General features: G+C 52.7%; 18 protein-coding genes. 16 read left to right on the forward strand and 2 right to left on the reverse strand.

Features of this window, described 5'->3' with window-relative positions:
* Window positions 1–27: 27 nt before the first annotated feature.
* The 6 genes from LCH97_RS18350 (at window position 28) to LCH97_RS18375 (ending at window position 6121) form a co-directional block, all read left to right on the forward strand.
* Window positions 28–993 (forward strand): hypothetical protein, encoded by a 966-nt coding sequence (locus tag LCH97_RS18350; RefSeq protein WP_227305507.1) that lies wholly within the window; start codon window positions 28–30, stop codon window positions 991–993.
* A gap of 11 nt (window positions 994–1004) precedes the next feature.
* Window positions 1005–2603: a hypothetical protein gene (locus LCH97_RS18355; RefSeq protein ID WP_227305509.1), complete on the forward strand. Its 1599-nt coding sequence runs from the start codon at window positions 1005–1007 to the stop codon at window positions 2601–2603.
* An 8-nt stretch (window positions 2604–2611) separates the two neighbouring features.
* Entirely contained in the window at window positions 2612–4747 is a 2136-nt protein-coding gene (locus tag LCH97_RS18360) for a DotA/TraY family protein (RefSeq protein ID WP_227305512.1), read from the forward strand.
* Window positions 4748–4872: 125 nt separating this feature from the next.
* On the forward strand, window positions 4873–5133 hold the full coding sequence (locus LCH97_RS18365) for a hypothetical protein (RefSeq protein WP_227305515.1): 261 nt from the start codon (window positions 4873–4875) through the stop codon (window positions 5131–5133).
* A gap of 288 nt (window positions 5134–5421) precedes the next feature.
* Window positions 5422–5793, forward strand: a complete 372-nt coding sequence (locus LCH97_RS18925) for a hypothetical protein (protein ID WP_370630743.1) — start codon at window positions 5422–5424, stop codon at window positions 5791–5793.
* Between the two features lie 67 nt (window positions 5794–5860).
* On the forward strand, window positions 5861–6121 hold the full coding sequence (locus LCH97_RS18375) for a hypothetical protein (protein ID WP_227305517.1): 261 nt from the start codon (window positions 5861–5863) through the stop codon (window positions 6119–6121).
* 57 nt (window positions 6122–6178) lie between these two features.
* On the opposite strand, the gene LCH97_RS18380 is transcribed toward LCH97_RS18375, so the two are convergent.
* Together LCH97_RS18380 and LCH97_RS18385 are read right to left on the reverse strand one after the other, a co-directional pair.
* Window positions 6179–6442: a hypothetical protein gene (locus LCH97_RS18380; RefSeq protein ID WP_227305519.1), complete on the reverse strand. Its 264-nt coding sequence runs from the start codon at window positions 6440–6442 to the stop codon at window positions 6179–6181.
* 8 nt (window positions 6443–6450) lie between these two features.
* Entirely contained in the window at window positions 6451–7140 is a 690-nt protein-coding gene (locus tag LCH97_RS18385) for a hypothetical protein (RefSeq protein ID WP_227305521.1), read from the reverse strand.
* Window positions 7141–7232: 92 nt separating this feature from the next.
* Here LCH97_RS18385 and LCH97_RS18390 point away from each other — a divergent pair, with 92 nt between their 5' ends.
* The 10 genes from LCH97_RS18390 (at window position 7233) to LCH97_RS18435 (ending at window position 17710) form a co-directional block, all read left to right on the forward strand.
* Window positions 7233–8237 (forward strand): hypothetical protein, encoded by a 1005-nt coding sequence (locus LCH97_RS18390; protein ID WP_227305523.1) that lies wholly within the window; start codon window positions 7233–7235, stop codon window positions 8235–8237.
* Between the two features lie 72 nt (window positions 8238–8309).
* Complete coding sequence (locus LCH97_RS18395; RefSeq protein WP_227305525.1) at window positions 8310–9044, forward strand: polymer-forming cytoskeletal protein; 735 nt, start codon at window positions 8310–8312, stop codon at window positions 9042–9044.
* 122 nt (window positions 9045–9166) lie between these two features.
* Window positions 9167–9580, forward strand: a complete 414-nt coding sequence (locus LCH97_RS18400; protein ID WP_227305527.1) for a hypothetical protein — start codon at window positions 9167–9169, stop codon at window positions 9578–9580.
* Window positions 9580–11895 (forward strand): ArdC family protein, encoded by a 2316-nt coding sequence (locus tag LCH97_RS18405; protein ID WP_227305528.1) that lies wholly within the window; start codon window positions 9580–9582, stop codon window positions 11893–11895. The genes LCH97_RS18400 and LCH97_RS18405 overlap by 1 nt, the downstream gene beginning before the upstream one ends.
* A gap of 75 nt (window positions 11896–11970) precedes the next feature.
* Window positions 11971–12894: a hypothetical protein gene (locus LCH97_RS18410; RefSeq protein WP_227305530.1), complete on the forward strand. Its 924-nt coding sequence runs from the start codon at window positions 11971–11973 to the stop codon at window positions 12892–12894.
* Between the two features lie 71 nt (window positions 12895–12965).
* Window positions 12966–13529: a hypothetical protein gene (locus tag LCH97_RS18415; RefSeq protein ID WP_227305532.1), complete on the forward strand. Its 564-nt coding sequence runs from the start codon at window positions 12966–12968 to the stop codon at window positions 13527–13529.
* Window positions 13530–13667: 138 nt separating this feature from the next.
* Window positions 13668–14069 carry a hypothetical protein gene (locus tag LCH97_RS18420; protein ID WP_227305534.1) on the forward strand — a complete coding sequence of 134 codons (402 nt, stop codon included), beginning with the start codon at window positions 13668–13670 and terminating at the stop codon, window positions 14067–14069.
* Window positions 14066–14368 (forward strand): HU family DNA-binding protein, encoded by a 303-nt coding sequence (locus LCH97_RS18425; RefSeq protein ID WP_227305536.1) that lies wholly within the window; start codon window positions 14066–14068, stop codon window positions 14366–14368. The genes LCH97_RS18420 and LCH97_RS18425 overlap by 4 nt, the downstream gene beginning before the upstream one ends.
* Window positions 14369–14387: 19 nt before the next feature.
* Complete coding sequence (locus LCH97_RS18430; RefSeq protein ID WP_227305539.1) at window positions 14388–17300, forward strand: TraM recognition domain-containing protein; 2913 nt, start codon at window positions 14388–14390, stop codon at window positions 17298–17300.
* Window positions 17297–17710 (forward strand): hypothetical protein, encoded by a 414-nt coding sequence (locus LCH97_RS18435; RefSeq protein ID WP_227305541.1) that lies wholly within the window; start codon window positions 17297–17299, stop codon window positions 17708–17710. Before LCH97_RS18430 ends, LCH97_RS18435 begins: the two co-directional genes overlap by 4 nt.
* Window positions 17711–17831: the final 121 nt, after the last annotated feature.

Below are 17831 nucleotides of genomic sequence, written 5' to 3' on the forward strand. Positions count from 1 at the left end.
GACGAAATGAGTATCGGAAAGAAATTCATGAGTTTTTCTTTTAAGAAAAAAGCAGCAGTAATCGTTCTAGGTGGAGCGCTTGCCCTTGCCCCGACGGCTGCGTTTGCTGACTGGAGTGATATTTTCGGGAAAATCTTGAATGTAGTGACGCAGATTCTTGAGCAGGGGTATGCCCAGCTCGAAGCGCAGGTGAAGCAGGGGGAAATTACACGAGAGGAAGGCCAAAAAAGCAGGGATAAAGTTGGCGAGGAAGAAGAGAAAAATCGTCAGCAACAATGTGAATTTTGGTGCGGCAAGCCTCTGCCGAGTCCGGGGACCGTGCCGAATGATGCGCAAAAAACAGGTTCACCGGGTGCTGCTGTAGCTGCTCGTCGTGACTCTACTGCCAAGCTTCAAGCCATCACAAGCAGTATGGCTGGAAACATGGATCAGTCTACCGCGATCCAGGGTTACTACGGGGCCATGACTGGCTGGTATCAGGCAGCCAGTGCTGATGAACGGCGTCAGGTCATGCAGCCGCTGTCTTTTGAGCCTGGCTATGTGCCGACACCTAAGGAGAGGCAGATGGCGGATTACAACGCCAAACTGACTATCGGCCTTGAGCCGACTATTCCGGCTTCGTCTGATCAGGTTGGCAAGAATGCAGCCGCACAAGAGTATGAGGCTCGCCGAATTGGCTACAACTCGGCGCAACTTGCTGCTTACGACAGTTATCGCCAATACGATATGTCGGCGGAAGAAGTAAAAGCCATTTCGGACGTGCTTCTCTCGATGTCCCAAGAGACGGTTGAGGGAATGAATCCTGGAACTGCCATGAAGGCCCAGGTACAGCTGCTGGCTATCCAGTCTGGCCTGCTATTGAGCCAATACCAGTCTGCTCTGCGTCAGGAGCGGTTGTTGGCTGTAATGGCCTCCAACAATGCTCGATTGGCTATGAAAGACCGTCTGCGCAAGCTGACACAAGGTCAAGCTGTTCAGAGCTTCGAGAAATAAAGGCCATTTCTATGAGTATCAGCAAAGCGAAGTTTTGGCAGCAGGCAGGAGGGGTGACTCTAGCCTGTGCCATCGGCTTCCAAATGGTGCCTGGCATTGCCCCGCTGATTGCTGTTGCCCGCGCAGACGCGATGGCGGCCACTTCTGTGCAATCAAGCGCGTATCTTGCGCAGCGACTCGACGCTCTGGCTGAGAGTTTGGTGTTGAATAACTATGTTCTGCTACAGCAGAAATATGTTCAGCAGCAGATAGACAAGCTGATCCATGAGGCAAATGGTCTGCCGGTCTCTGTTGGGTCTGCCATTTACAAAGATGCAGTCGGCAATTTTTCTTGGATTGCCTCTTCGCTTTCTGAGGCAGCAAGTATTGGATATTACGGGCAACCTAATGCAATTGCCAATGAGCTTGTGAGTAAAACAAAAGGCATTCTTATTCAAAATTTGATGCAAAAATATTCTGTTGATGAATTAAATAAAATGTCGAATCAGCAGATTTCACAAGCAATGAGTAATGATTTTTCATCGGCATCATCGCAGTCGAGTGGTAATATTGCTTACAATTCAAACAATCCAATTATTCAATATTTGAATAATATCAGTTCTGATTCTTTTGTTCAGTCCTTGACGGATCAAGCTAAGGTTTATTTTAAGCAACAGGCTGAAGATTACTTCAAGGTATGGATTAGAAATTTTATCCAAGAAAATATTACAACAAAGATCTCTTCTGAGACTGTAAAAAGCATTCCTTATGTCGGTCCATTCTTGAGCTGGTATCTCACTCAGCGGCAGAAGTGGATGAACAATGTTCATCAGAATGAACAGAAGCAGGAAGAGGGTAAGTTAGATCGTAAAAAAACTGAATACGAAAATGAAATGAAGAGACAGGAGGGTGATTTGATCTGGGGTCGTACCCCGCTACCATCCTATCCACGGCAGATCGACTCCTCCGTGTTTGGCACTTCCGGAGGGATGAATTCGAATCAGCGTGTTATTGAGCAGTTCGCCGTTCAAGATCGCGGGTCTTTGGCCGAGTGGCTGTTCTACGGTGACAAGCCGGTATCGGTCTACGGCTGGTTGGCAAATTACCCTGCTGATCGCAGGGCGGAGATCATGAAACCATATGTCATTGGCCCCAGGCTGGATGTTTCAGGCAAGCCTGTTCCACCATCTGACGATGATAAGGAAAACGTCCGGCGAAATGCCTGGTTGACACTGGGGATTGAGCCCACTCCTCCATTTACGGCTCAGCCCGGTACACCAGGTTTTCAGGAGGAATTGGCCGTGCGGGCGCAGTACACCTCTGTGGTGACGCAAAGCTACGACGGCTACATGAAGGGTTGGATGTTCCAGGATCGAATCAACCAGCTGATGAGCACAGTGCAGATGTTTACCCCTCAGGTGGTTGATGGACTGAGCGTAGGCCAGACAAATGGATGCAGTGCGATGTTGCATCAGCTGTCGTCAGAAGTGCAGTTGCAGATATTTCAGTCTCAACTTCGTTTTGAAAGGCTGCATGCGTCATCGGCTGGGATGGAAGGGAAGATGATTCGTGATGGGCGCTTGCGTGAGCTTGGCCAAGGCGCACCTGTCGGCACTATTGCTGGACACTAGGAGGAGTTATGAGTGCTTTGAGTGAAGGAGCCAAGGGTATTGGCTACGTGTTTTTAGAGAGGCTTCTCGGGTCTGATGCTCTTGGGTATTTTGGCATTCAGGCCAGCGGGGTAAATTCCGCTCCGATGACATCCGGCATGGCAATGGCGGCAGATGTCGCCTTGTGGTTCATGCCGTTGATCACCTTTTATATCTTAGGGATGGGCTTGGTTTACTCATCTCAAGAGGGAACTGTACTTGGGAAGCGCTGGTCGGCAGTAATTGTGCCATTGCGAGGTGTCGGTGGTCTTATGTTTTCTGCCCCGGTTGTTCCCGGTGGATTGTCCGCTATCCAGATATTCGTGGTTGGCCTGGCACTCCTCGGTAATTACATCGGTAACGAGGCGGCAAACGTTTTGGCGGAGAAAATCTACCAACCAGGCTCTGGATTTGTACAGTCGAAAATGACAGCACCGATGACTGACAATACTGCGAAAGCAAATGCATTTGCGTCACTTACTGCTTCTGAAGTGTGCATGATGGCAGCCAGAAATCTGGGCTATGGCTCGGGCACGCCAACTGCGGGGGTGGGTAGCAGCACAGGCTCACAGGCGACTGGGCCTGTTTCTGCTGCGTCTGAGTTGTGGAGTAAGGCTACCAACGGTAGTCCCAGCACTGGCCCGGTGACGACCTCACTGTCCACAATTTGCGGTGGTGCTCAGGTTAGTGCTGGGCAGAACCCTAATCCAGGATACCCGACTGACGTTATGGATTGCAGTGTCACGGAATACCCGTCGGTTTGCACAGCTGTGCAACAAGTCAACCAGGATTTTAAGGGAAAAATTCAGTCGAGACTCCAAGCCAATAAAGGCATCCTGACAGACCGCGATATGTTCCAGCTCGCGCAACAATATCGTGATGCAATGACAGGCGCGATTAATCCGGATCTGACCAACGTAATCAGTAAAAATGCTGAATCTGTGAAACAGATGGGTTGGCCTGGTTTGGGCAATTTTTTTCAGAAGTACGCAGCTGCCAGTGGTGAGTTTGACAATTACATTTACCACTCTTCTAACCCAAAGTTCGATTTCAAGAATATTGGTGATGCAACGCAGGCAGGTATGGCGCTTAGTGATCAAAGCCAAATGGCATTCAAACGTGCGGTGAACACTTTCGACTACACTTGGGAAGGTGCACTGAGATCCTCTGGAGCGATAGTTGATGGCATCGGCAATACTGCGGCTGATACGATTACCTGGGCGCAGGTTGAAGGAGAGAATAAGGTTCTGCGTGGACTGATTTTCGGGGTGGGGAAGAGTGCTTTTGATGTTGGTTCTATGGATGCTGTTCAGCGCCTAGGCATATACATGACAATGGTAGGCTCACTTACGCTGAAGTATTTGGGTGATGGCACCGCACCGCAGAACAACGACAGTATCGATATTAAGTCTGGCGAGGCAAAAGATACCGGAAGCTCTGATAGCGGCCTAGTGAATGCGATCAAGTCTCTTGGTGGTAGTGGTGTTGCTGACATGATGCGGATGATGGCAAAGCCAGCAATGCTGGCAGGTCTTGTCCTGTCGATGCTCTTGCCTTCTTTGCCGACCATTTACTTCGTGCTGATGACTTTGGAGTGGGTGATCTGGCTTGTAGTCGCCGCGATGGCATCTCCGCTATGGATGATTTTTCATATGCTTCCCGATGGTGATACGTTGGTGAGCAACAGAGCCGAAACCGGCTGGGGATTGCTGGCCTACATTGCGCTTTTCCCTTTGCTTGTTGTCTTAGGATTTGGTGCCGCGATGACTTTGTTCAATGTGGCGATTCCGTTCGCTTTTGAAATGATGATGTCCATCACCAGTTCTTCAGCTGTTGGTGCAGCAATGGATATTGCTTTTAAGCCCCTAGTGATGTCGGCCGTTGTGATTGGTGCGACTTTCCTAACTATGAGCTTGATCATCTCGCTTCCGCATCGTCTGGCTGGGTGGATCAACATCAATCCGCAGAGCGACAGCCTTCATGAAGGTAAAAATCAGTTGGCAGTGGTCAACTCACCCAAGCCGACAGATGCCACTCCTAGTGGAATGAATCAAGGACGCGGGCCTGGCTGGATGGCTCAAAAGACGGGCGGGTGGATGCCCAAGGTGTTTGGTAAAAAATCTTGATGTTTGATGTAGATAGAGCGCCTGGATAAAATCCAGGCGTTTTTTTGCGTGATGTGTCTGGTCAATTTTTTAATGCGAAAGGGCTTGGTATAGTGGAAGCATGAAAACAGCGAAGGAGAGATGAAATGAACGCAGCCCTGAATATGCTCGGTTTTGTAGCGGAAATGATTACCTTGCCGTTCCGCTTCCTGATGGCTGTGCCAGCCGTCCTGTTCAAACTGGTGAAGCCGTGGTTTCCGCTGGTTGTCCTGATGTACCCAGCATTTCACGTCGCCAAGGCGGTGAACGAAACGCACCCAACCTTGAGCGTGGCTCTGATGGCCTTCGGTTTCCTTGTGTTTGTCGTGACTTTCTTTCGCGCAGCGAAATACTACCGAGACAACTAAGTCGATTGCCTGTAGCCCCGCCGATGAGTGGGGCATCCTCACTCAAGGATGCCTCATGAGCGCAAAAAAACTCACCTCCGAGCAGGTCGCCGCTCGTGAAGCTCGGGTGGCCAAGACGGCGCGACTGACGGAAATCATCTGCCCCCTGCCTGACCCACGGCACACAGTTGACGTGAGTTTAATAGCCTGGAGCGCCAGCTGGACGGCTACGCGAGAGACTTTGGTCTAAATCTAGACCCTGACTTTCAGCGTGGGCATGTTTGGACTGACTCGCAGCGAATAGCCTACATCGAGGGTTTCTTTCGCGGGACTGTCGGGAATAACCAGCGGATCATCCAGTTCAATGCCACTCACTGGAAAGATGACAATCACGGTGGTGATTTGGCGAACGAAATTCAGATTGTGGATGGGTTGCAGCGTTTGACAGCTATCCGAATGTTTATGTCCGGTCGGCTCAGTGCCTTCTGGATGGTGGTTGATGACTTCGCAGACTCTTCATTTAACCCGCGTCGGCAGAGCTATTGGGTGAAATTTGCCATTCATGCGTTTACACATCGGCGTGACCTCCTTCGCTACTACCTTGATATCAATGCTGGTGGTACGCCTCATAGTAAGGACGAAATCGACAGGGTATCGTCATTGTTAGCGGAATGTTTGTGATGGTCACTTTTTTGGGGGTACGCACCTTGCTATAGTGGAAGCATGAAAACAGCGAAGGAGAGATGAAATGAACGCAGCCCTGAATATGCTCAGTTTTGTAGCGGAAATGATTACCTTGCCGTTCCGCTTCCTGATGGCTGTGCCAGCCGTCCTGTTCAAACTGGTGAAGCCGTGGTTTCCGCTGGTTGTCCTGATGTACCCAGCATTTCACGTCGCCAAGGCGGTGAGCGAAACGCACCCAACCTTGAGCGTGGCTCTGATGGCCTCCGGTTTCCTTGTGTTTGTCGTGACTTTCTTTCGCGCAGCGAAATACTACCGAGACAACTAAGCTACCCGACAATGCAAACACCCCGCCAGTGCGGGGTGTTTTTTTGGGGTAATCATATCAATCAGGCAGTATTCCTTTTGCTAAGTCCGAGCTGTAAATCATGACGCCGCTTTCGCCTTGCTCGGCCAGTGCGGTGAAATCCCGCTCAAAAATATCACGAGCCCCTGTTGGGATGACAACATCAGGAGTACATTCATGGCTCAGTTGTTTTCCTGCAAGAAATTGCTGGATGCGTCCTTTGTCGCACGCATGAAGGTGGTATTGACCGAGCGCTAAAATGGCAATGAATTGTTCGCCTTCGTATTTAATTAAGAGGGTCATGTTGTTTTCTAGGGTTTGAATAGTCCAGGATATGGCGCAGAGTACAGAGGCAATGCTGCACCTATGTCTGAGTAGGTCATGCTGCCGTTTAGGCAGTAGTTCATGAGCAGTTTTGAAATGTCGAACTGGTAAAACAGTTTTCGGGGGCGATTCATGATAAGCATCTGGCCGGCGTCATTAATTGCATCCCGTATCTGTTGGCTGGTTTGCAACATGCCGTAGCCTTTGTTTTTGAAAAGCTCTGCCCCTGACTCGAACATGACTGTTTGTAGGTTGTTCATGCTTGCCAAGTTCTTGGCAATCCCTTTCTCCCAAGTCTCATACCAGATGCCAGACATCCATACTCGTCGGACAGCATCGCATGCATCGGGTGTGGGGGTGCCATTGGACTGGAAGATGATTTTTTCGCCGACTTTCCAGTACATCGTGATCGTAGCTGAGGGGCTGCCATCGGCAAGCATGGCCAACTTTGCAAATCCAAGACCGGCTTGCATTCGGCCTTGGCTGACAATGTAGTTTGCCCTTCGAGCTTGAAGGGGCTGGTCGGCCATTTTTTTTTGCAGATTTGCTTTCGCCATGTCAATGGCGCGGAGGCCAGACTTAACTAGCAGGTCGCGCCCTTGAGCATAGTTCTGGGGAGCTTCGGCGCGGTATGGCATGGACAGAGGGTTTACTGGCTGTGTATCAAACAGTGGCATGATTACTCCGCTATAATGTTTGATTTAATAGGTACTTCAATATAACATATATCTGAGCAATAGGATTAACCTGTTATCTGAAAGGTGGCGCAATGAACCAAGAACCGCAGCACGGGCAAGATTTTGGTGAGGCAGAGAGCCTTGCCTTGGATGGTGATGATAAGCCAGGAGAAGGCGTGGAGCCCCCCGCTGCACGTGGATCTCAGCGAAGGATAGAGCCGAATGACGACCTGAGGTTCGATGAGCCGGGTGACTCGCTGGATGTGGCTCAGCCGCACCACCCAAAGCGTAATATCACCCGAGTTGTAATGCTCGCGCTAATTTCTCTTATCGCAGTCGGCATGGTTGGAAATTCTGTATGGCACAAGTATCTAGCGCCACAGCCCATTCCAGAAACTGCCGCACCATCGTTCCAGCCGATTAATCATGCGCTGGACAAGAAGCCGGCTGCATCAGCCCCGCAAAGCGAGGCAATAGGTGATTTGGGGGGAGGGGGTGTTGTTGGTGGTGTGGATAGTGGAACGGCTCAAAATCAGCCTACTCCGCAGGCGTTGGTGTCATCCGCTCCGCAGCCGACACAACCGGCTTCAGCTCCGCTTCAGCTGAAGGCGCAAGCTCCTCTGTCGTCGCCTGCTCCAATGGCGATTCAGCAACCCAAGTTCGCGCCGTCTGTTGGCGGTCAGTTGGCTCACCTCGCTCCATCAGCAAAGGCCATTACCCCGGCCCCAGCTGCTACCAGTGCGGGGACCTCGCCAGCGCGTGTTCCGGCAGCCAAGATGTCTGCATCTGAAGAATCACTTGAGGCCAAAGTGGAGCGCCTAGAGCGAGAAGTCCGCAGTCTGAAGGCGCTCGCAAAATCTGGCGCACAAGGTGTTCGGGCGGCGAAAGATGGTCAGCAAAAGAAAGTCGCTGATGGTGCTTCTGCACATAGGGTTGTCGGCATGTCTGCGGCGTCAGTCTGGGTGACGCAGGCGAATGGGAAAACGGCCGAGCTGAAGGTGGGTGACCGTTTCAAAAATGGTGAGGTGATCCAGAGTATTGATCAGCAAGCCCAGATAGTGGAGACGGATCGCGGTCGTTACAAAGTGAGTTTTTAGCCAAGGTCACTTGGTTGGGGGTGGGTCTCTCAGGCAGCATCCCCTCTATATAGGCACATAAAGGGTTTTGTCATGCGTAAATTTTTCGCCAAAATGCTGCTCGGGGCTGATACTCTCGGCAAGCTTCAGAGAATTCAACAGTCCGAAGTATTGGAGGCAGAAGCCGGCAAGGCGGCAGATGGTTCTGTTGCCGAAGCTCCCAAGGTGAGCACGCCGACCATCACCCGTGATCAGATTCGCTCCCTTATCGAGATCGACATGGAGATCCATGGCAATGTCTTCATCGGTAAGGGCGTAAAGGTTTCCGGTCGTGTTATTGGCAGCTTGATTCCGAATGGCGGTGTTGAGGATTGCGATCCGATAGTTCTCGTCAGTCCGGCTGGCCATGTGACTGGTGATCTTCACTCCCGTGTTGTTGTGGTTGCCGGCCACCTGGATGGTGATATTTACGCTGACCATGTCCTGCTCATGCCTACTGCAAAAGTGAATGGTACGGTCAACTACCGACACACGCTTCGACAAGATATCGGCTCCGCCCTCTCGGGGATGGTTCGTCGCGTTGACGACATTCCACTCCTCGACAAGCCGCCAAAGCCGGCTGAAATGTCTGCTAAGGTGATTGATGCTGCTGCTGAGGAGGTTGTGCCTACATTGAAATTGGAAGCGGCTACCCAGTCCAGCGACAGTGTTGTTGCTATACCTGTAAGGACTGCCCGTGCTGCTTCAAACGGTGCCCCTCAAGATATTCAGCGCCTCTACGAAGATCTCAACGTTTCCGCTCCTGGTGCGCATGCGGTCGGTGCATAGCGGCCCATAACAACGAGTGCCTGACCCGCCCACGAATGGGCGGGTTTTTTATTGCAGGTTTCTTTAGCAAGTTATACTATCGTTACCACTAAAGCATATCAATTAACTGAAAGGAAGTCGGCATGCAGACGCAGTCTATTGTCGCTGGTGGAGGGGTGTTCCCCCTGAGAGTCCCGGTTGACGCACTCTCCGAAGACGAGGCCCGTGAGATGGGAATGGCTGGTCCTCTGCCGGCTGAGGCGCTTGACGAGGAGGAGGATGCTCGTTGGGCTGTGATGCCTTTCTTGAAGGCAGCGGTGGAGCGGATGTGCGTCATGGTCGTGCTTGCTGAAGATCATGACGTGGAATTTGACCCGCTGGATCAGCAGGGCTTGGAAGGGGTTCGTGCCATGGGTACGTCTCAGGAAGATCCTTTGTTGGCGCATGCCGCCGATGACTATCTTTCAGCGTTGACAACATTGTCTTCAATGAGCGGGCGATCCGTTGCAGATCTTCATCGTTCGGTGGCTGGCTTGTATTTGATGGAGGGTGAGTAATGACTGCTCAAGAGAAAACTAAGCGCAATTATGGTAAAGAGGCTGCTGACAAGGTAATCAAGCAGATTACGGATGCTTTGGCATCGGGAGCACCGCTTCCGTTCAATGATCCGATGATGCGGGTGCGCCACTTTAACCCCGTGTCCGGCACTGTGTATCAGGGCATCAACCGTTTTTTGCTGCATGCAGCCCTGCCTCAGGGGTCGGCCGATCCGCGCTGGATGACGTTCAAGCAGATGGAAGCGCTTCAGCAGAAGAACCCAGCTATTCGCCTGAAGAAAAATGCAAAATCGGCGATGGTTGTGTTTTCAAAGCCGATCATCATCAAAGAGCCTCAGGCTGGCTATTCCAATGATAGCAAGGGTGCTTCGTTGGCTGATGCGCCCATGATCGAACGGAAGGTTTTCGTCCTGAAGGGCTATTTGGTCTTCAACGGCTCGCAAATCAGCGGGCTGCCGCCTCTGGTGCATCCGCAGCATTCTGCTACCCATGATGGCGAGCACATCTTTAACCTGGGGAATGCCATTGCTTCTGAGGCCGGCGTTCGTGAGCAGATTGTTCCCGGCGTCGCGGCCTATGCGCCTGTTGCTGACGTAGTGAAAATGCCGCCTCCTGAGCATTTCAAATCGCTGGAAGATTACACGGCTGTTCGTATGCACGAAATTTCGCACTGGACTGGCCATGCCTCCCGCCTGAATCGGAATCTGCTTAATGGTGCGTTCGGCTCACCGGAATATGCCCGCGAGGAATTGCGAGCAGAAATTGCGTCAGCAATTCTGGGCGGACTGATCGGCTACAACAATGATCTGTCGAACCACATCACCGACCATGCGGCTTACATCCAGAGCTGGCTGTCTGCCTTGCAGAAGGATCACCGCGAAATCTTCAAAGCGGCCAACCAGGCGGAGCAGATCGTTGGCTACTTGGGCGAGCTGTCGCCTACCTTGGCGCATCTGATGGCGGCCGAAAATCAGTTCGTCCAGCAGAACATTTTCACCGCCGAAACCTTCTCTGCCGAACAGGAGAAGGAGCTGGGTGACAGTGTGGCGAGCCAAGCCGGCGTAGAGGCTGCTGCCCAGCCGGTGCAGGCGGTTCCCGAGGTACGGGCCGCTGCTGTTGAGCAAGCTTCCCCTTCGCTTGGCCAAGAGAAGCCCGCGCAAAATGTGGTGGGCGTGAATCACCTGGGCGAGGAGCTTTTTGAGGGTGAGGCGGGTGTTCGCTCGAAGAATAGCCGGGGCTTCTTGTCCGCTGAGCCGATCCCGATCATTCCGGGAAAGTTTGGTGCGCCAGATGTGCCGAACCGAAGCGCCGAGTGGTTGACTGTCCATGAGTTGGCCGCACGCCGTAATGCATTGATGACAGATGTCTCGTTGCTGTCCTCTGCTGAGCTGATGCCGATCTTGGCTGGCGAGTACGAGGTCGAGGCCATTTCTGACGAGACGGATACTGAAATTCACCGGCAATTTGCTGAGTGGGTGGCGGGGAGCATTGAAGGCGGTGCTTTTGACAAGCCGGCCCTGACTGGCGCAGATCTGTTCCGGAAATTCCTCAAAGAGCAGTCTCAGGTGGTTGAGCCGTTGCTTGCTGCGGACGAGGAACGTCGCCGCATGGATCGCGTGAACTCTGCGATCGATGCTGAAGCGACCGATACGGCTGTTGCTGAGCCGGCCGCCTCCATTGGTGGCCCTGCGGAGCCTGAAGCATCTTCGTCGTTTGCCGATCGCACCATCTCTATCCAACCCTTCCGCGATGAAAAAGGCGGCTGGCTCAAAGTTTCTCACCAAGATTTCATCGATCTTGGCCTTGCAGACAAGATCAGTGGTGAAGACTCTCGGATGACACCAGGTGGGATCTATCTGGCGTTCAACGAAACCGATCCGGGTTGTGACGCGCAGCGACTGGTTGAGGCGGTCGAGGCCGCAGGCTGGGTTGTGGACTTCCAGCAGTACGTAGAGTCGCGGGAATCCCAGATTCGAAGCTATGCCGCATATTTCGCTCCGCTGGTCGGCTATCTGCCTAAAGTGGGCGATCGCCTGAAGCTGGTGGAAGGTGTCGCTCGCATTGAGTCGAAGTCGCCGAATGGCAGCTGGCTGGCCATCTTTGAGGGGGAGAAGGGCAAGCAGAGAGCTTTGAGTTCCGGCCGTTTCTACGATTTCATCGAGAACGTGGTTGAGGGCGATTTCATCAAGAAGGCCCCGGCGTCGCCCATTGCAGAGGAAGAGCAAAAGGCTGTCTCGTTGCCTCCGGCACAGGTAGAAGAACCGCCAAAGCCAAAGGCAAAAGGGCGACTGGAATCCGTGGTGAGCGGCTTCTAAGGCTGTCTTTTGAGGAGGGCATCGGAGAATCTGATACCCTTCAAATTGTAATCTTGCTGCTTGGAAGGACTGGTGATGAATATCGACACGATTCTCTGCAATCTCATGGACGGTAGGCGGGTAACGGAAGATGAACGGCAGGCCGTTGCTGCCAGTGTCAGGGCGCGGCTTGAGGCCGGGGAACAAGGCGATGATTTGCCAATCGCAATGAGTGCGTTGGGTTGCGACTATGATGCCGCATGCAATGTGATTAGTCAGGGGGACGGGATGGCTGCGGTTCGGATGATGGATTCAATCCTGGGTAAGGATGGCACTGCAACGTACATGGTGCAAGGTGCTGAGAGCGCGATCGAGAAACGAATGCATCAAGCGCTGAAGGATAGCTGGAAGTATGTAAACACCCCCTTCGTGAGCAACAGCGCGAAATCTAAGGTAGGGGGCTTTGTGAATGCTGAGTCAGTCGCCGGGCAAAAGATAGGGATGTTGTTTGCCATCCAGACGGCTTGGCCGTTTGTGCATGACTCAGGGGGTCTGGCGCTGAAGAATGAACTACGCACCCTCCTTGGCCACGGCGCTCAAACTGGTGCGTACTATGGGTTTGTCGAATCCAATAGTGGTGATGCGGAGATCATGGAACCCTACCACGTTGAGTGCAGTGAATACGATCACAAAAGGGCAGGTTTTTTCGTCAAAATCCCCTCCGAATTTTTTCAGGAATTTATTTCCGAATTCCCCCCGCTCGCTGAGCAGTTATTTTTTCGTGAGGACCATAACGGCCACCGAGTGGTATCTCAGTTGAGCCAGCAGGAGCTGCGGACTGAGAAGGCCTATCTGGAGTGGCTTATCCATGGCCCGCAGAATGATGGGCGTTTGACTGCTGACAGCTCTATGTATCTGGATTTTTACTTTGATCAACTTGAAGAAATTGAGGCCCGTATTCCACAGAATACGACCACCAGCAAAAGCCCGGCAGTGAGTAGACCCTCTCTGGGTTTTTGATGGCGTCACTTGGTGCGGCATACCTGCCTCAGGCAGAATATGCCGCATACAACGAATTCGGGAGTAATGACATGTTGAATGCAAAAAAGGCGGTCGCATTGGCAATCGCGCTGGCGCTAACCGGTTGTGCTGGCATGCAGAGCGCGGCCAAGAATGCGGCCATCCAGGCAGGGTTGCCATCTGGCGTGGTGAGTGCGATCGATATCGGCGCTCAAGCTGCCGGTGCAAATGCATTGCAGCAGGCCAAACTGGAAGCCCGGCATGAGAAGTTGCTGCGGGAGTCCACTGGGCGAACTCGCACGGGTACTTACGACTACCAGGCCACGAAAGACAGCGATTACGAGCTGATTGACGTGGTGGACAAGGCCAGCCTCCGGCCGGGAGAGTGTGGCCGCCTCCGCGTGGAGGTTCCTGTGAATTTGCTGACTCCTGTGCAGTACATCATTCAGCAGTCCTCGACCGTTGAAGGCGATAGTGCTGAGACTATGGTGAAAACCAATGTCTTCTACTACGCCCGCTGTAACGATGGCCGGTTTGTGAAAAACCGCTGGTACAGCATCAAGATGAATGTACTGACCCCCGACCGCCGACTTGTTGCCTCCAAAGTGATGCAGATCCGCTTTTTGAGCATCTAACGAATGATGTGTGCCTGCTTGAACCGACCTTGTGTCGGTTTTTTTGTGGCTATGAGTGCTTGAAAATAGCCTAATGATATATAAAAAGTTTGATATAATTCATACTATGTGAAACATATAGCTTTTCCAGAGGGTGGGATGAAAGAGGATATTGATGCGCTAGAGCGCGACCTCATCGGCTTCATTGATGATCGTTTCATGGGGGTTGAGGACGGGCTGGGCAAATTGATTAATTTGTCCGAAAAGCATCAGCGGCGACTTGCTACCGGCGACCTCAACATCAAACGATTTTTGCCGCAGTTTGTAGGATGTGTAGTGGTAGTGGCCACGCTAGTAGGTGGCGTGGCCGGAGCTGGTGCTTGGTATGTGCAGCAGGAAAAGATTGACTCACTGAAGAGCCTGTCCGCTCAAAGCCAGGTCGAAAAGGTGAAGGCTGTTGCTTTCGATCGCATTTATAACATGGCTGATCCGCGTCTGAAAAAAGCGATGGAAGCTGAGTTTCAGAATACGGCCGGCCAAACAAATGGAGTGCCGCAATGAGCAAGAAAGATGTACTCAAGGCTATGCAGGAAGAGATGGCTATTCAAGGCTACAGCTACTCCTTGCGTGAGATTGAGGGCTTTGTAGATGCATATAACGAGATGCTCTACAAATTGCTGTCCTCAGGGTCGTCCGTGCAAATTCCCAAGGTTGGAACCTTCAAGGTGAGTCTCCGAGCTGAGCGAACCTGCCGAAACCCGAAGTCTGGGGTGAGCGTTCCGGTGCCGGCGCAGTTTGCTACGAAGTTCCAAGTGTCCAATATCCTCAAAACTAAGTTGCAGCAGCTGCGAGCGCAGTAAGTCCTGCCGGAGAGTATCAATGCCTGTACCGATGCGCCGGAGTCAGGTGGAGCGGGACGTTGTCCCGTTTTCACATAAGCTATTTGGTTGGATACGCCGCAAGGAGCCTAGTTTCCTCTCGGCCGTGGGGATTGCTTATCTAGCATGCCCTGTCTTTCCTCTTTTTACGCTTATTGGAACGGCCGTTGCAGTTGCTCTGGCCAGAGATCGAGTAATCGATCATCCTGAAGGCCCATTCTGGCGACCGGTGGCCGGCGGCGATAAGAAGCTGACCTGGACGCGAATGGAGGGCCCCCCTGACAAGGGTGGGAAGGGCGTCTGGTGCATGGGCAATGCAATGGATACCAAAGAGGAGATTTGGGTAACGGACGATACGATTCGTGCTCACATGGCGCTCTTTGGAACCACTGGCGGTGGTAAGACAGTCGCTCTCGAAGGGCAGATCTGCCAGGCGATCGGCCATGGTTCAGGCGTGATTATGGTCGATGGTAAGTCTGACCCGAAGACGTGGTTTGACATCGTCACCATGGCAAAGATGTACGGGCGTGAAGATGATCTTCTCGTTCTTAACTTCATTTCATCAACTGGCTTTGAGAAGTTGGCAATCCTTGATGAGGATGATGCTGACACAGCCAAAGAGAAGCTGGATCTGTTGGGCAAGATCCATTCAAACACGTTCAACCCCTTCACGTATGGCTCAGCCGACACTCTAACGGAGCTTGTCACTGGTCTGATGCGTCCTGAGGGTGGTGGTGATGGCATGTGGCGTGGCCGTGCCGAGGCCATGATTCGTTCTCTGATGCGTGGACTGGTCGCGATGCGCGAGGCCGGCAAGGTAACCCTGTCTGTTCAAGTTCTCCGGGATTACATGAATCTCGACAAAATCGGATACCTTGAAGCAGATGAAGGCATACCGAGCTATGCACGCGAGCAACTGAAGAGCTATCTGGATGAGCTGCCGGGCTACAGAGATGCGATAAAAGTCAAAGAGACTGACCCGGCAGCATTCGGCCAATACTGGGAGCAGGCCACGAAGCAACACGGTTTCCTGACTATGCAGTTTACTGAACTGCTTGGCCTGCTCTCTGGTACGTACGGGCATATTTGTAACGTCGAATGGGGTGATGTTGACTTCCAGGACGTGGTTTATAACCGACGTATCTTGTACGTCATGCTTCCGGCGCTGGAGAAAGCCCCCTCGTCTCTGGCTAACCTCGGCCGTTTGACCGTTGCAGGCATTAAAAATGCATTGTCTGTTTCCTTGAAGGGTCAGTTGACCGGCACGAAAAAGGACATTGTGGACTCGCGGCCAACCAACTCGGATACGGCACTGCTGGCCATCATGGATGAATACGGGAGCTACGCTGTTGAAGGTTTTGGTGATGTTGCGGCTCAGGCCCGATCTCTTGGCGTGAGCGTGATCTTTGCTGGCCAGGACTTCCCATCGTTCAAGAAGGGGTCTGAAATTGAAGCCTCCCGGATCTTGGCCAACACGGGGGTGAAAGTCTTCTTGAAGACTGAGGATCAAGAGACTGCCGATATCGCTATCAAGCGGGCGGGCGAAGGGGTCTACGCCTGGGCGGGTGGTAAACGACTGTCTGAGCACTCAGACAAGATGGTTGATACCGGGGATGCGAACTACCGGGAAGAGAGCCGGCTGACATACCTCGACCTTGTCGATCTGGCCGAGGGCCAAGCCTGGTTCATGAACAGAAACCATCTGATTAAGATGAACACGTTCTATGTCCAGCTGGATGGGAAGGTTGTCCAAGAGGCCAAGCACAACACGCTTTTCCCGCTCGGGACAGACCTGGCGCGAGCAGCCACTGCTGCGCGGATTATGCAGGACGTTGTCGGTATTCCGGAAAGAAACGAGGCCGGAGAGAAGACAGTGCGCCTCAAGCGCCGTGGCTTCATCGATGTGGATCTCCTATTCAAGGTTGCAGAGCAGCAGGAGGTTCCGCTTACCCTTGATGATATGGATGAGGGGGATGGGGAAGCCGATGGCAGTGGTGGGTCGCCGCCAGCCAAAGGCTCTATGCCGGCCACTCCTGCTAGGCCGGTTGTGTCCAAGCCTGCCCCTGCAGCGGTGACGATTGCCGAACAAATCGACATTCTGAATGCCGAGCATAACCTGGCGTCTCAGGTGACGACCGTAGCGAACACTATCAGCGACATACTCGGTGATGTTCCAGCAGCCGATAAAGTCGCTGAACGGGAAGAGTCGGCGATGGCTAATCTTTCCATGGCCGATCTTTCATCGTTCGTTGACAGCCTGATTGATCAAGCGTCCCAAGAGAAAGAGGGCAATGTGGAGGATGGTGATACCGACGAAGAGGGCGATCAATCTGGTGATGAATCCGGCTCCGGTAAAACAGGATCAAGCTCTGGTGGAGGGATGTCGCTCACGCCGGATACTCAGCAAGGGACAAGTTTGCCGCTGACAGGCTTCTCTGCGGCCGCATTCTTTGGTGTAACTGGAGGTGGTGGCGATGTTGGTGGGGCACTGCGTGAAACTGAGTCTGAGACTGCTCCGGCAGCGGGGAATGAGGACATTCTCAGCATTGATGCCTTGTTCAATTTTGGCCATAACAGCGGAGGCATTGCCGTAGCCGCTGCGCATGATGAGCAAGCGTCTGAAGAAGAGGGGGGGGGCGAGGGAGATTCTGCCCGAGGCGCTGTCGCTTCCGATGGCGGGATGCAGCTTGCCCCGACCTTGGCCGATCCTGGAGTGGATCAGGACGAAGAGGTCCTTATGGGGGAAGTTGCTCGGGTCAGTGATACCATCAGCGACGTGCTGTCGAAGGCTGCCGACGATGATGATAGCCTCGATGAGGTTGATGAGGCCGCAGGCCAGGTGATCAAGAGCGATCGTGGCAATGATTTCTTGAACAGTCTGATTATGGAAGTTGCGCGGGAGGCGGGTCTATGATGACCAAAGCGAAAATTTTTGACCTGTTGAACGGAGTGATGGCAGGGGAATGGGGCTGTGAGCGACAGGTAAAGGTCCAGAAGGAGCTTTTGACCAATGTCTGGATCGCTCTGCCGGTTGACGGCGATGAGCCGGCAACGGTGTATGTCCACCATGTTGATCAAACGGCACGGGAGCATTATCCCTCGTTGATGTTTGCCGTATATCCGGATCTGGGGGTAGCAGACCTTCTTGAGGTGGAGACTGGCGAGTCTTTGGAAGTGGTGATCAAGGCTGTGGACTATCGCCCCAAGGCGAAGATTGTCCTTCTTGATGGTGCCAAACCTGTCTATGACTCGCCTGATATGGTGGCTTCCAATCAGGCAGAAGCAGAGATGGAGGCATTGGCTTGGCTTGAGGAGCGCATCTAGCGCCGGCCGTAGCTGCGCTTGCGCATAAAGTGGGGCAGTAAAAAGGCGGGCTTCGTGCCTGCCTTTTGTTTTTTCACCGAGAAAGAGTGGCTGGTGAATGGTATAAAAATAACGATGGCCA

The sequence above is a fragment of the Vogesella sp. XCS3 genome (assembly GCF_020616155.1).
Taxonomy (GTDB): domain Bacteria; phylum Pseudomonadota; class Gammaproteobacteria; order Burkholderiales; family Chromobacteriaceae; genus Vogesella.

What these genes read in the sequence shown, in the direction of transcription:
- LCH97_RS18350 (WP_227305507.1), top strand. Translation starts at nt 28, where the DNA reads ATGAGTTTTTCTTTTAAGAAAAAAGCAGCAGTAATCGTTCTAGGTGGA.
- LCH97_RS18435 (WP_227305541.1), top strand. Translation starts at nt 17,297, where the DNA reads ATGATGACCAAAGCGAAAATTTTTGACCTGTTGAACGGAGTGATGGCA.
- LCH97_RS18400 (WP_227305527.1), top strand. Translation starts at nt 9,167, where the DNA reads ATGCAGACGCAGTCTATTGTCGCTGGTGGAGGGGTGTTCCCCCTGAGA.
- LCH97_RS18420 (WP_227305534.1), top strand. Translation starts at nt 13,668, where the DNA reads ATGAAAGAGGATATTGATGCGCTAGAGCGCGACCTCATCGGCTTCATT.
- LCH97_RS18415 (WP_227305532.1), top strand. Translation starts at nt 12,966, where the DNA reads ATGTTGAATGCAAAAAAGGCGGTCGCATTGGCAATCGCGCTGGCGCTA.
- LCH97_RS18425 (WP_227305536.1), top strand. Translation starts at nt 14,066, where the DNA reads ATGAGCAAGAAAGATGTACTCAAGGCTATGCAGGAAGAGATGGCTATT.
- LCH97_RS18385 (WP_227305521.1), bottom strand. Translation starts at nt 7,140, where the DNA reads ATGCCACTGTTTGATACACAGCCAGTAAACCCTCTGTCCATGCCATAC.
- LCH97_RS18360 (WP_227305512.1), top strand. Translation starts at nt 2,612, where the DNA reads ATGAGTGCTTTGAGTGAAGGAGCCAAGGGTATTGGCTACGTGTTTTTA.
- LCH97_RS18405 (WP_227305528.1), top strand. Translation starts at nt 9,580, where the DNA reads ATGACTGCTCAAGAGAAAACTAAGCGCAATTATGGTAAAGAGGCTGCT.
- LCH97_RS18365 (WP_227305515.1), top strand. Translation starts at nt 4,873, where the DNA reads ATGAACGCAGCCCTGAATATGCTCGGTTTTGTAGCGGAAATGATTACC.
- LCH97_RS18395 (WP_227305525.1), top strand. Translation starts at nt 8,310, where the DNA reads ATGCGTAAATTTTTCGCCAAAATGCTGCTCGGGGCTGATACTCTCGGC.
- LCH97_RS18380 (WP_227305519.1), bottom strand. Translation starts at nt 6,442, where the DNA reads ATGACCCTCTTAATTAAATACGAAGGCGAACAATTCATTGCCATTTTA.
- LCH97_RS18410 (WP_227305530.1), top strand. Translation starts at nt 11,971, where the DNA reads ATGAATATCGACACGATTCTCTGCAATCTCATGGACGGTAGGCGGGTA.
- LCH97_RS18355 (WP_227305509.1), top strand. Translation starts at nt 1,005, where the DNA reads ATGAGTATCAGCAAAGCGAAGTTTTGGCAGCAGGCAGGAGGGGTGACT.
- LCH97_RS18430 (WP_227305539.1), top strand. Translation starts at nt 14,388, where the DNA reads ATGCCTGTACCGATGCGCCGGAGTCAGGTGGAGCGGGACGTTGTCCCG.
- LCH97_RS18375 (WP_227305517.1), top strand. Translation starts at nt 5,861, where the DNA reads ATGAACGCAGCCCTGAATATGCTCAGTTTTGTAGCGGAAATGATTACC.
- LCH97_RS18390 (WP_227305523.1), top strand. Translation starts at nt 7,233, where the DNA reads ATGAACCAAGAACCGCAGCACGGGCAAGATTTTGGTGAGGCAGAGAGC.